13 protein-coding genes are annotated in these 13,243 nt (G+C 31.7%); 5 read left to right on the top strand and 8 right to left on the bottom strand.

Annotation, left to right across the window (positions count from 1 at the left end):
* Window positions 1–14 precede the first annotated feature (14 nt).
* Both OQ292_RS24690 and OQ292_RS24685 read left to right on the top strand, forming a co-directional pair.
* Window positions 15–353: a winged helix-turn-helix transcriptional regulator gene (locus tag OQ292_RS24690; protein ID WP_284686658.1), complete on the top strand. Its 339-nt coding sequence runs from the start codon at window positions 15–17 to the stop codon at window positions 351–353.
* Window positions 354–436: 83 nt separating this feature from the next.
* Window positions 437–1,129: a DUF4386 domain-containing protein gene (locus OQ292_RS24685; RefSeq protein WP_284686657.1), complete on the top strand. Its 693-nt coding sequence runs from the start codon at window positions 437–439 to the stop codon at window positions 1,127–1,129.
* On the opposite strand, the gene OQ292_RS24680 is transcribed toward OQ292_RS24685, so the two are convergent.
* The 8 genes from OQ292_RS24680 to OQ292_RS24645 form a co-directional block, all read right to left on the bottom strand.
* The gene (locus tag OQ292_RS24680) at window positions 1,119–1,709 is read right to left on the bottom strand and encodes a Crp/Fnr family transcriptional regulator (protein WP_284686656.1); all 591 of its coding nucleotides are present in this window, start codon (window positions 1,707–1,709) and stop codon (window positions 1,119–1,121) included. The genes OQ292_RS24685 and OQ292_RS24680 overlap by 11 nt on opposite strands.
* Before the next feature lie 87 nt (window positions 1,710–1,796).
* Window positions 1,797–2,849 carry an App1 family protein phosphatidate phosphatase gene (locus tag OQ292_RS24675; protein WP_284686655.1) on the bottom strand — a complete coding sequence of 351 codons (1,053 nt, stop codon included), beginning with the start codon at window positions 2,847–2,849 and terminating at the stop codon, window positions 1,797–1,799.
* 128 nt (window positions 2,850–2,977) lie between these two features.
* Window positions 2,978–3,613, bottom strand: coding sequence for a class I SAM-dependent methyltransferase (locus OQ292_RS24670; protein WP_284686654.1), 636 nt, complete (start codon window positions 3,611–3,613; stop codon window positions 2,978–2,980).
* Between the two features lie 91 nt (window positions 3,614–3,704).
* Window positions 3,705–4,559 carry a helix-turn-helix domain-containing protein gene (locus tag OQ292_RS24665; RefSeq protein ID WP_284686653.1) on the bottom strand — a complete coding sequence of 285 codons (855 nt, stop codon included), beginning with the start codon at window positions 4,557–4,559 and terminating at the stop codon, window positions 3,705–3,707.
* A 132-nt stretch (window positions 4,560–4,691) separates the two neighbouring features.
* Window positions 4,692–5,558, bottom strand: a complete 867-nt coding sequence (locus tag OQ292_RS24660; protein WP_284686652.1) for an alpha/beta fold hydrolase — start codon at window positions 5,556–5,558, stop codon at window positions 4,692–4,694.
* Window positions 5,559–5,628: 70 nt separating this feature from the next.
* A complete protein-coding gene (locus tag OQ292_RS24655) occupies window positions 5,629–6,204 on the bottom strand; it encodes a chorismate--pyruvate lyase family protein (RefSeq protein ID WP_284686651.1) in 576 nt (191 codons plus the stop codon).
* A 100-nt stretch (window positions 6,205–6,304) separates the two neighbouring features.
* Complete coding sequence (locus OQ292_RS24650; protein ID WP_284686650.1) at window positions 6,305–7,015, bottom strand: class I SAM-dependent methyltransferase; 711 nt, start codon at window positions 7,013–7,015, stop codon at window positions 6,305–6,307.
* A gap of 54 nt (window positions 7,016–7,069) precedes the next feature.
* Window positions 7,070–7,510 (bottom strand): hypothetical protein, encoded by a 441-nt coding sequence (locus OQ292_RS24645; RefSeq protein WP_284686649.1) that lies wholly within the window; start codon window positions 7,508–7,510, stop codon window positions 7,070–7,072.
* Between the two features lie 493 nt (window positions 7,511–8,003).
* Between OQ292_RS24645 and OQ292_RS24640 the strand changes: the two genes are divergently transcribed.
* Genes OQ292_RS24640 through OQ292_RS24630 form a run of 3 tightly spaced genes read left to right on the top strand, consistent with a single transcriptional unit; the run spans window position 8,004 to window position 13,238 of the window.
* Window positions 8,004–9,263: a vWA domain-containing protein gene (locus tag OQ292_RS24640; protein ID WP_284686648.1), complete on the top strand. Its 1,260-nt coding sequence runs from the start codon at window positions 8,004–8,006 to the stop codon at window positions 9,261–9,263.
* A 43-nt stretch (window positions 9,264–9,306) separates the two neighbouring features.
* A complete protein-coding gene (locus OQ292_RS24635; RefSeq protein ID WP_284686647.1) occupies window positions 9,307–10,419 on the top strand; it encodes an AAA family ATPase in 1,113 nt (370 codons plus the stop codon).
* 5 nt (window positions 10,420–10,424) lie between these two features.
* Window positions 10,425–13,238 carry a leucine-rich repeat domain-containing protein gene (locus OQ292_RS24630; RefSeq protein WP_284686646.1) on the top strand — a complete coding sequence of 938 codons (2,814 nt, stop codon included), beginning with the start codon at window positions 10,425–10,427 and terminating at the stop codon, window positions 13,236–13,238.
* Window positions 13,239–13,243 lie beyond the last annotated feature (5 nt).

Raw genomic sequence — 13,243 nt, 5'->3', positions numbered from 1 at the left:
AAAAGCTGATAATTATGCTAACAAGAGAAGGTTGTCCAGAAAGTGTACTTGCAATTAAAGATGCTATTGAAGCTTTAGAAGGAAGATGGAAGTTATTAATTCTGCTTTCTTTATCTAATGGAGATAAAAGGTTTAAGCAAATTTCTAGAGAAGTTGCAGGTATTACCGACAAGATGCTCTCTAAAGAATTGAAGTTGCTAGAAGCTAATAAGTTAGTTACTAGAACAGTAATTGAAACATTCCCACCAACAGTTAAATATTCAATTACAGATCATGGTATGACACTAGAAAGTCTACTACAAGAACTCCATAGATGGGGTTTAAAACATAGAACAGAGGTGATAGGGAAGTAAATAATTTAGGTGATTCCAAATTAATTAACTTAAGTCAACGTCTGATGTAAATGTAACCAACGACATTAGTCAAAAATTGATTAATGATGGAAAGCAAACAAAGTAGACTTAATTTAAATATCGGATTAATTGTAGGCCTCTCACTGATAATTATGGCTATTGCAGCATTTTTTGCTTTAGAATCACTCAATACTTTTGAAGCAAATTTGCAGGACAATGCTTTAAAACTAGATACTACCTCTTTAAAAAAAAGTATTTTAGCATGGCTTGTTATATTGATTACAGATATTCTAGTTGCTTGGGGTTTATATGTGATCTATAAACCAATAAATAACCAATTTTCCTTGCTAGCTGCTTGGTTTAGATTAATCTATGTAGTCTTTCTTTCGGTGGGAATTGCCAGTTTAATATTTGCTTTACAAGCTGCTAATCTGTTTTTAGAAGATTTTACTAAAGATAATATTGAAATATCCATTTTACTTTTTAAAGAAATTTGGTCGTTTGGACTGATAATATTTGGATGCCATTTACTATTACTTGGATACCTGAGCATAAAATCTGTATTAATACCAAAATTGATTTCAATACTACTTATAATTGCTGGTGTAGGATATTTGATAATCCATTCAGGTAGCTTCTTAATAGAAGATTTTACACAAATAGTGTCAACATTGGAAATGGTATTTATGCTACCGATGGTTTTAAGTGAGATGAGCTTAGCAGTATGGTTAATTATGAAACAGAAAACAGTTTCTCAACAACTCATTACAGTTTAGATTTGGTTAACAATCTTTTTCTAATTCTGCTTAAAGACTCCGGAGTAATTCCCAGATAGCTTGCAATTTGATGGTTTGGGACGATATTTAAAAGCTCAGCATTATTTTCAAGCAAATTAAGATACCTTTGTTCGGGTGATGAGTGTTTAAATGTGGCTAATTCGCTTCTTGTTTTTAACCACTCTTTTTCCATTACCTCTGTAATTACACTTTTTAATATTGGGTATTCAGCAAAGAGTTTTTGCTCTAGTTTTGGAGCTCCAACAAGTAAAATACAATCGTTAGAACATTCTAGAAAAAAAGGATAAGGTTTTTGTAAAACATAACAATCTGAAGCAATTGCACCATTTTTAGAGGTATAAAAATCAGTGGTTTTTTCGACACCTTCAATAAATAGATATTGTCGAACACAGCCATCTAAAACAAAAAAACAAAGTGTCGGTATTTCACCTACACTTTGCAATATACTTCCTTTTTTATATTCTTTTACATTCAGTTTCTGGCTGAGCTCTTCAACTTCTTTTTCAGATAGAATGGCAAATTTACCCAGAAAATCTTTCAATAGGTTTTCTTTCTTCATACTACTATATTCAACTAATAATCTATTTCTCTAAACTAAAACTTATTTATTAGATTATTAATGGATACACATATTAGATTGGAGAAATTACACTATCCATCCATTTTCTTTAGCATGTTCAATGGCTTCATTTGAATTTTCCATTACAAGAAAAGGTACACTTATTTGCTGGGCTAGCTCTTTAAGTTCTTGTTTTCTTTTTTCCGTATGAACATGCCTTATGTAAATAGCTTTTATCCTATTAGGATATTTTTTAAGGATATTATTATATATTTCAGGATCTTTTTGACCACTGTCTCCAATAAGTATAAAACTCATTTTTGGGTAAGTATCTAAAATCCTTTCGATATATTCCAATTTATAAGGCATAGTGCCTTGCTTAATCCATTGTTTAGCATCTAAACCTAAGTCTCGAAGTAAAAAAGGGGCTTTAGGTATGTTGTTATGCTTACAAAATGTGACTAATAAATCATAAAGATTATATGAACTCCCAGAAACAAAAAACAATGGGTTTTTGTAGTTTTTAGTTAGTCCCTGATATAGTTCTGATACTCCTTCGAATGGTGTGCGTGATGTACCATCTTTTGTCATTAATGCTTTTAGCCTTTTAAAGGTATCATTTGCATATGATTCGATTATAGTATCATCCACATCTGAAATAATTCCGAAAGATTCTTGCTCATTGCTTATTAAAATTTCTCCCTCGGTTTGACCTTCAAATTCGAGATCAAAAGGCATTTCAAGTACTAAGAGAGATACTTTATGCCATCCATTTTGAAGGTTTAAATTTTCTAATCCTTCAAATTTTAAGGTAAAATAGCCTTCATCATCACTTACTGTTTGGCATTCTATACCAGCTAATGTGCCCTCAATTTTTACTCCTGGAATTTCATCGCTTTCAAATCTTTTCCAGACTTTGTGCAGGTTTAGCCAAAAGCTCTCTTTTCTTTCCTCATCACCATGTATAACAGTTTCTTTCTCCAAAATTCGGCCATGTAAATAAGCAACACTGTTATTTCCATAGCCGCGATAAGGATAAATAATAACCGGATCGAACAGATCAAGTTTATTTTTCACTTTAAATTTAGCAGTATCCCACGCATCTTCGGCTTTATGTATTGCTTTTTTTAGTGTCGTCATATTAGTTGTAGAATTATTATTTAATTATTTAGTATATATTTCTACAACAGATATATTTAGATAGTGTTTGCTGATGGTTTCTTATTGGAAATCAATTCGCATCACATAGAAAGTAACTGTATAGTTATTTACTTCTTTCTACCGACAAAACGAATCACGGAGCCTTTACCATTATGGTACTTACCTTCGCTTAAATAAATTTCCTTTTCTTCTAATAGAAGTGGTTCAAAGTTTTTAAAGTCTGTAATTATTTCTTCTTCAGAAAACAACATGGCTAAATCATTTGGTCCACCCACTTTCGAATCGTTTTGCTTATATGCTAAGTGTCTTTTGCTAAAGGCTTCAAAAATAACTATACCATCTTTTTTGATATAATTAGTTAGTTGTTGATGAAGTTTTGCTTTTTTTGAAGCAGAGAAATGTGCATATATTAAACCTACTGCATCGTAAGATGCTTTTTCGAAGTCAAGTTCTGCTAAATCTCCGACAATATATTCTAGATTTACATCATTCTCTTTTGCTAGTTGTAATGTTTTCTCCCGACCCTCTTCACTTAAATCCAAAGAAGTTACTTGCCATCCGTTTTTTGCAGCAAATACTCCATTTCTGCCTTCACCATCGGCAGGTAATAAGATAGATCCAGCTTTAAATTTCAAAAGCCATTTTTTAAAAAATTGATTTGGTTCCTTACCATATGCATAACCATCTTCTCCATATCTTTCATCCCATCTCGCTTTATATGTTGTGTCCCATTCTTTACTCATGTTGTTAATTATTAAATTGAATAATAAATTTTCACAAAAATAGGCTTTATTCTAGATCCAGTGATAGGACAATATTGAAGTAGAATAGGATTTATTTAGAGTTATTTCTAAATACTTCAGGCGAAAAACCAGTGTGTTTTTTGAAAAAGCGAATGAAATAAGAAACATCAACATAACCCAATTGTAGAGCAATTTGATTTACTTGATTGTTAGTCGCCAGTAAAAGCCTTTTCGATTCTAAAATGATTTGTTCATTTATTAATGTAGAGCTTGTTTTACCTAGTGTTTTAGTTGTAATAGCATTGAGTTGATAAACTGATAAATGAAGCATTTCAGCATAGTGGCTTACTTGTTTGTGGTTAATAATGTGTTTTTCTAAAAGCTCTAAAAATGTATCTAAACGTTCTTGCTGATACTCATTTTTTTGATGAGATGGTGTTTTTGTATTATTCCTAATCAGTTCTATAAATAAAATTCTAAGATTAGCTCTAATTACATTTAGAAATTGATATCGTTTTTTTGAATTTTCATGATAGATCGAGTAAAATAAATTCATTAAACCATTAAATGGTTCTTTTTCGAAGCTATATAAATTGTTGTGTTTTATCTCTTTAATTAATTGGGAAAAAGATGAGTCATCAGTTGATAAAAACTCATTATTAAACTGAATAATGAATCCAGCACTTTTTCTATCTAGCTGGAGTTGATGCACTTGTCCCGGTCTTAAAAAATAAATACTTGAATGCTGTATTTGGTAAGAATTGAAATCTATTTCATGAATACCTTTTCCATTTTCAATAACCAACATAAAATAAAAATCATGTCTGTGTAAGGCATGAAATAAATCATTTCCTCCTAATAAAGATTTTAAATCTTTGATATTAAAATAAGTTGCTTCAACATGAGGTGTAGTAGGTTTTAGTGATCTAATAGGAATTTGATCCATTATTTATGATTATAGATTTTAAGAAAATATCACTTTCAATAATACATAAATTCATTGTTGAATAATTCCTGAAAATGAAAAAAGCCTAAAGTGAATATCACAATAGGCTTTAGAAATACATACTTAAATTAACTATAATTGTTTAAGATAGTTTGCTAATTGATTAGGTCTGGTAATAAAAGGTGAATGGTCAGAATTATTAATTGTGTGAATTTCTGTTTCTGGAAACCTACTATACATAAATTCCTGAACACCAGATGTTATTGCTTGATCATTAGGGCATGTAACATAACTTTTAGCTAAAGCAGCATAGTTATTTCCTAATGAAACGGTGTCTAAAAATGTTTGCATTGGTTGCGGTTTTATTAATGGCAATAAAGCATCAATTTCCTGCTGTAGTGGCTGATTGTTATTTTGAAGAGAATAGTTATAAAATGCTTCTTTTAAATATTCATCTGGAACTGTAATAGCCGGATAATTTGGCACAACATGTTGAGTTACAACTGATAAAGTATCTTGCAATGCTAATTGTAATAAAGACTCACCATTTTCTAACATAAAAGCAGATACATAAACCAATCTTTCAATTTTGGAAGGTATTGACTCCCCAACTTGAGAAATTACAACTCCTCCATATGAGTGACCAACTAAAATAACATCTTCTGATTGAGAATTAATGGCAGAGATTACTGCATCTACATGCGTTTGTAAATTAATATTTGCCAGTGAAGTGGTGTCATTACCTAAACCGGGTAATTGAACTGTGAGTGTATTATGCCCAAACTGTTCTAGTGAATCTGATACTTTTTCCCAAACAGATTCTGGATGCCATGCACCATGAATTAGAACAAATGTCTTAGATGATTTCTTCTTTTTAGAAAGATAGTTTTGATCTATATTATCAGACTTTAAATCTGTTTCTATCTGATCTAAATCATTTATACAGGTTGATAAAGTTAAGAGAAAAAAAACTCCAAATAATGATAACCAAGCTTTCATACTGATTTTTTTAAATTTTAGATATGCAGTTGATCTTAGTTTATAAATATGTATAAAACATAGTCTTAAACTAGAAATCTGATGGTCGTAATGAATCAGTAATTGGCGTATAAAGCGGGATTTCTTCCAGAAAAACTTCTGTGATTGTGAAAGGAGATTCTTCTAAATAGAATATAGATCTCCTTCCCCAAAGCTTTTCAGGTTTTATTTTTTTACCATCTGTGCATAATGCTAATTGATAAATTTCATCTGCCCTGGTAAAAGATTTTACTTGAAATAAACTTCTTGATACTTTCGGGTTATTATACAAAAATGTTTCTCCAATAGGTCTTGTGTCTAGATCATTAAAGAAATTACTATGATTTATTAAAGTTTCATTTGGAATTGCAACTCTGGCGTATACCCAAGGTATATCGTTTCCACATAAAAAAACTTGTCTGATAAAACCATTATTAGAGCTATTGTTAGCTGAGTTTAACAAATCATCTGGTATAAGATTTCCATTACCCTGAGAAAGCAAATGAACTTTAAAACTTACTGATACATTCTTTATAGCTTTAGAAAGAATATATGGTCGAGTTAGCCAGTTTAGCTCTTTGTAAGGAATATTATTTAATTCGTTTATTTGTAGATATCGCCAATTCATATAAATAAGATTTTGCTATATATAGCCTTTAATGATATTAATCTGTGAATTGATGAGTTTAAGAAGTTGATTGTTTTGTGATTTTTTTAAATGAATTTTACTATAGTTTTCGAGCTATAATGCCAAGTCTTTCTCTTCCATCATATTCAATACCTTTTGGTAATTCATCAGTTTCACTACCAAAATATTCAAGTTTTTCAATCATAAATCCATTTTTAAAAAGAAGCATACTTATGTCCATCTCATCAATGTGATGTACGTTGTTAGGAAGGTTTACTGCTATACTTTCATCATCGCTATATTTACTGAGGTTTTCAATATAACCAGGCCATTTTTTACCAGCTTTTCTTTTCCTTTCAAATTCTGGTAGGTAGCTTTTTACATAATCGAGATAAGGAGTAAAAGAAACTATAAACAATTTGCCATCTTTTTTTAACCAGCAGCTTAGCTGTTCTATCGCCATTGTAATTTCATCCCCACTTAGAAAGGGTAAAACCTGACTTATATATATTGCATCAAATGAAGATGTTTCAAATTCAATATAAGGAAACTTAGCACTAACTAATTCAAGATTCTTTCTTAACTCAATTGGAGTATTACTATATAGTGTTTTAAGATGAGTTTCTTGTAAATCGAATGCCACAACCCGAGCACCTTTTTTTAGTGCAGGTATTGTGGCTACTCCATAAGCAGCTCCAATATCCATCACTTTCTTATCTCGATTGGCAAAAGAAACAAATGCTTTTCCATATTCAGAAAGCTTGTATGTAAATCCTCTTTTGTTTTCAGTTGCAATCGTTATATTTTTCATTTTACCTTAATTTAAAGTGATGTTTGAGCTATAATTATCAATAATGGTAGAAAATTAGATATTTACAGAATCTAGTTTTTTGATTTCTTTAAACCAGTCTTTTGCTTTTCGAGAACTATTAAACATCTTAATTTTCATCTGGTTTTCTGTACTCTGGTCGTTTTCTTTTGCATAATTATTAATTGCCATCTGCCCAAAAATCTTTTCTGGTAGTACGAAAGCTACATGTCTAAGACCATTTTTATATGCTTTCGGATTCCATTCTTGACTAACCCATTTAGTGTCTTCTGCAGATTGAACGGAGTGAGATCTTGTGTCTGCTAGCCAAAGAATTTCTTTACCAGTTTTGTTCATTTCGTTTACAAGAAACTCAAGACCTTTAAGCAAGAATACTCTAAAATCTTCACTAGCCATAAATCCATTAAACTTTGCAATTACACATGGTGTAGCTTCATCGTATTCGATAATCCCATTTTTTATTTCAAATACTTTCATAAATGTTAGGTTAAAATTTAATAATTAAGATTTATTAAGAGGTCGATTTTGAAGGGATAACGACTATAAAAATAACCTATTATTGGTACTTTATGAATATGTATTCTATTTTTCTGACTTTCGGGCTCTAATACTTAAGTATTTAAATAGTATTCTATATTGAGTTTTATGAAAGAATTTTTTCTTCCTCAGAATAATAGGAGGAAGATTTTATATTCAAAATCCCTTTAATTTTTCATTTTAGGCACTTTTCTGTTTAATGAATTTTTTTTTCAAATTTATTTCTACTTCGTATTTCCCTTACGGTCTACCTCAATATAATTACAATTTGAGGTAGTAAAATCCATAAACAAACGTTAACAATTTGTTCAAAAAATTTGCTATCGAAGCACACACATGAAGATAAATTCGAAAAATAAGTAGCAATTTTATTCAAAACAGTCAGAATAATGGGCTTTAGCTCGTCAATCTGATAAAGAAGTAATAAACCAGTATGGCAGAAATATTAAGCGAAGTATCAAAAACCAGTATTCAGCTAATTTTAAAAGAGCCATTTTATGGACATTTCTTTACAGGGATGTTAAAAGAGGTTACAGAGCAAATACCTACAGCGGCAGTTTCTTTAGTGAATAAACAAATGGTGAAATTATTAGTGAATCCGAATTTTTGGAAGGAGTTATCAGATACTGAAAAGCGATACGGATTAATTAAGCACGAATTACTTCATATAGTGCTTAAGCATTTATTTTCTATGAAGGAGTTTTCCAACAAACGCCTTTATAACATAGCCGCAGACATTGTAGTAAATCAATATATTTCAAAACATCAATTGCCAGAAGGAGGGATTACTCTTGAGAGATTTTGGTATCTAGAAGAGAAATACCAGATTACATTAGAGCGCGATAAAGATGCTGGTTACTATTATCATCTCCTTAAAAAGATTCTGGATGGAAACAGTCCAGTTAAAAAAGATTTATCAGTAAATGATGAAAATGGTAAAGGTAAGCCAGATCCAATTACTGAAGACGATCTATCAAAAACTGATTTGGAAGAACTTTGGCGTCATGAGACTTGGAAAGAAGTAGAAGAATTAACTGAAGCTGAGCAAAAAGTTTTGAATAGGTCGATTAATGAAATAATTGTTCAAACTGTTGATAGAATTAAGCATAAAGATAAAGGGATTGGTAATTTACCCGCAGGTTTGCAACAATACTTGGATGCGCTTTTAGAATCACTTAAACCTAATGTGAATTGGAGAAGAGTACTAAGGCTTTTTAGTGCTACAAGTAATAGAACATTTCTCAAAAATACCATTCAACGACCTTCTAAACGCTATGGAGTTACTCCCGGAATTAAGGTGAAAAGAAAGCAAAAAATGCTCATCGCCATTGATACTTCTGGCAGTGTTTCTATTCCGGAGTTACAAGAATTTTTTGGTGAAATCTACCATATCTGGCGACAGGGAGCAGAAATATATGTGGTAGAGTGTGATGCAGCAATCCGTAATCATTATCCATATAGAGGCAAACCACCCGAAATTGTAAGTGGTAGAGGAGGTACACATTTTAATGCACCAGTAGTGTTTGCCAACGAAAAATATCGACCAGATGCGATAGTCTATTTTACCGATGGTTTTGCTGCTGCTCCAACAGTAAAAAGCAGATGCCCCATATTATGGATGATTTCGCAAAATGGAATTGAAGAAAATAAGTGGGAATTTCTTCCCGGAAGAAAAGTAAAAATGCAACAGTAATAAATCTCTTTCAACTTATAAAAAACTAAACATTAGATATAAAATGGCTCAAGAACAACATCATTACTTATACTACGGGACTAAAACCAAAGCAACAGAAGTAGAAGGGTTTGTAACACATATTTTAGATAGCAACCGAAAAGCAGAAGAGAATGAAAAGAAACAATCGCCTATTTGTATCTGGGGAAGACACGGAATAGGCAAAACTGAAATTGTTGAGCAAATTGCTAAGAAGCAAGATTACAAATGGGCTTATATTGCGCCAGCACAGTTTGAAGAAATGGGAGATTTAGTAGGGATGCCAACGGTAGAAAATGGTAAAACAGTCTTTAGAGCGCCTGAATGGGTACCAACAGGAGAAGGTCCGGGTATTTTACTAATTGATGATGTAAACCGTGCAGATGATAGAATTTTGAGAGGTATAATGCAATTGCTCCAAAACTTTGAATTGGTAAGTTGGAAGTTGCCAAAAGGGTGGCAAATTGTACTAACCGCAAACCCCGATGGCGGTGATTACTCTGTAACTCCTATGGATGATGCCATGCTTACCAGAATGATGCATATTACCATGCGTTTCGATCCGAAAGATTGGGCGCTTTGGGCAGAGCAAAACGGGATTGATGAAAGAGGAATCAACTTTGTACTTACCTATCCAGAAACCGTTGAGGGAAATCGAACTACGCCAAGAACACTGGTTCAGTTTTTTGAGAGTATTTCCACTATTAAAGACCTCGAAGAAAATGTGGGTTTAGTGCAAATGCTAGCCGACTCTTGTCTCGATGAAAATACAACGATTTCATTCATTTCATTTATCAGACAGAACCTGAGTAAATTAATTTCTCCAGAAGATATTCTCAATGCAGAAAACTTTAAGAATAAGGTAAAGATACCTATTGCCAATATGGTGAAAAAGGAAACTTTGAGAGTAGATATTTTGGCCACACTTTGCACGCGTATGGTCAATTACTTGATTTTAAATAACATTAAGCTCGAGAAAAACCAACTCAAAAATTTACAAGATTTCATTAAACTGGATTTCCTTCCGAACGACATCCGACTCACTATGCTGCAAGACTTAACCAAGTCTAAAAATGCCTCTTTAAAAATGGTAATGGCAGATGTTGAGATTAGTAAAATGTTATTACAAAAAATGTAAAAATTATGAACTTTAAATATATATCAGATTACAATTATGCTTGGTCGTGGAGTGGTTCAGAAAGTTCTAGATACGAAGGGGCAGTAATTAGAAAACCACTTGATCCTCATTTTGCTAAACAAGCTGTAAAACAGCTAATAGCGATAGAAATTGATTTTGGTAAAAAGGCTTTTAGTAAATTAGAAGATCAGAAAAAGTTTTTAGAAGACATATTCCTATACACAGAAAATCTTGAGTTTTTAGATATAAAAGGATATAAAGAAGAGACTTTACCTAGCTTTGAAAAGGTGCAATCAACTCTTAAGTATCTAAAATTTAATGCTCAAAATGTAAGTAATTTTGGGAATGTATTTAATGTGTGTTCAAATTTAGAAGAGCTAGCGATCCATACTAAAAATGCCAAACTTGCTCTAAACAGTTCAGAAAAATCTACTTGGGATAAAATTAAAACTAATTTCAGTTTTGGAGCGAATAGTCAGCCTTTAGCAAATTTGAGCAAACTAAAAATAACTGCTGATAACATTCAGGATTTAGATAAAATTGTTGATTTAAATAATCTAGAAATTCTAGAATTATGTATTAGAGAATTAACCGCTTTACCAGAAAATTTAGGTCAATTAACTAAACTCGAATCCTTAATTGTTTCTTATACCAAGCTTAGCAGGATACAAGAAGGTTTGACTTTTCCTAAGCTTAAAAGGCTAAACTTTACTAATAACTCATCCTTACAGAATATACCTGAATCTTTATTTAAAAGTAGAATATTAAGCTTTGTAAACCTATATGGTAATGGTGCTCAAAATAAGGTTCAGTTGCCTAGTAAACTCAATTTGCCATACGTAAAAGACTTCAAAATTGGTGGGATGAAGTTGGTAGAGATGCCAGAACTTCGAGCTCCAGAATTAACATCGCTTAATCTTTCAGGAACAACCATAAACAATATATCGGAGAAATTAAAAGAAATTCCTGCAATAGAAAAGCTTCATTTAAGTGGTAGTAATATTACAGGTGGAGAATTTAGTAATTTAGGTTGCAAACAGCTAAAAGATTATTGGGGACCAATATTTTCTGAAAATGGTAAAATGGATTTTTCATCATTTAAACAACTTACAAGTCTCAATTTAAGTGGAGAAAATAGTCAAGTGAAAGTTGATGTTTCCAATAATAAAGAATTAAGAGATTTGACTTTAACTGGAAATTCTGCTTTAGAAGAGTTCATTTTAGATCATCCTGATGTTGAAAACCTCAAATTAGTTGATTGTATAAACCTGAGTGAAATTAAAATTTCTACTCCCGCAGATGCTTTGAAAGAAATTGCCATCCAAAACTCACCAAAATATTCTGAAATAAAATGGAATGGTAACCTGCTTCCAAAGTTAAGAACTTTAAGGTTTCAAAAGTTAAATCCCGATTTAACAATTGCTCCTGAGTTAATTCTTGCATCTTTACTATTTGGTATTTACACAGATAAAGATTCTGAAAGCCTTTTTGATGAGCTGATAAAAGATAAGTATTTACTGTTCGATGTTTTGAGAAAGAAACACTTTGCAGAAGGAGAAAAAGTGGCTGTTGGTTATTGGTTCTTTAAGAGTTATCAAAATCAATCTTTAACAAAAGAATTAAAGCTAAATTCGCTAAAAGCACTCCGCTATTCTGTAGACATAGTTTATCAATTAATCGCTCAGCATTTCCATAGGTTTAATCCTAATGGACTTAGATTAGATGAATATACACCAGATCAATTAAAAGGTAAAAAAGTAAGCATACTTGGCAAAACGGAAGATACCAAAACTTCTATAAAACAAGGTTTTAAGGATTTTGGGATGAAATATACTTCTAAACCAGAAGAAGCTGATGCCATATTATTTGCAAAAAAGGCTGATTTAAAAGGTGATGTTAAAGACGATTGTATTTTCTTTAGAGAGCTTGATTGGAATAGCCTAGTTGATCAGCATCAACCAAAATTTCTTAAATCTGAAGAAACAGATGCCGATTTAATTGATAACCTAAAGCAATTATTATGGTCTACAGATCCAGATACTGAAGCGGTTGCACTGGAAATGATGAAAAATGGTGGTTTGCCAGATGATGTAGTTCCTGAATGTATAATCGTGGCAAAAACTTGTACAGATAAAGCTTTAAGAGCGAAGTATAAATCTTTCTTAAAGGGAAAAATCTCAGAAATTGAACAAAAACTATTGAGCATGAATGTTCGCTTCGATCTGAGTTACTGTCCATTACATCAGATGTTAAAGTATGCTTCGGAAGAATTTGTAGGCAAAATGGCAGTAGCATTATACAAGAGAAAAGGTGATTTTTGGTCGCAAGTTTTAAAGTTTAACAAAGTAGAAACGGAGTTAAGAAAGCAGATAATTGAGGAGAAAGTAAAGCCAGAATTATTTTCTAAACCACATTATGTACAATTGCGATACAAATTGAATTTCGAAGAGTTAGGTGATTTCTTAGATCAAGAAATATTTAAAGGAAAATTGAAGCGACTACATATTACTTCTCCTGTTGAGAAAATGCCAAAAAGTCTCGCTCAGCATATTACTTTAAAAGAATTGGTAATTAGAGATTTTAGAGGAAAAGAGTTCCCAAGAGAGATTTTCGAGCTTAAAAGGTTAAGCGATTTGACTTTAGATGCACATAACTTAGAAGAGTTGCCAGAAGAAATCACTCAACTTATCCAGCTAAAAACCATCAATATCCACAATAAGAAACCTATAAAGGTGAAAGCAGATTTGAGCGTATTACCAAAGCTAAATCGCAAATATTTTTCTGGTGGCGTATTGAAAAACGAAAAATCATTAACTTAAAAGAT

Origin of the sequence: Chondrinema litorale (genome assembly GCF_026250525.1) — a bacterium.
Lineage (GTDB): Bacteria > Bacteroidota > Bacteroidia > Cytophagales > Flammeovirgaceae > Chondrinema > Chondrinema litorale.
This window is presented reverse-complemented; position numbering and strand designations above follow the sequence as displayed.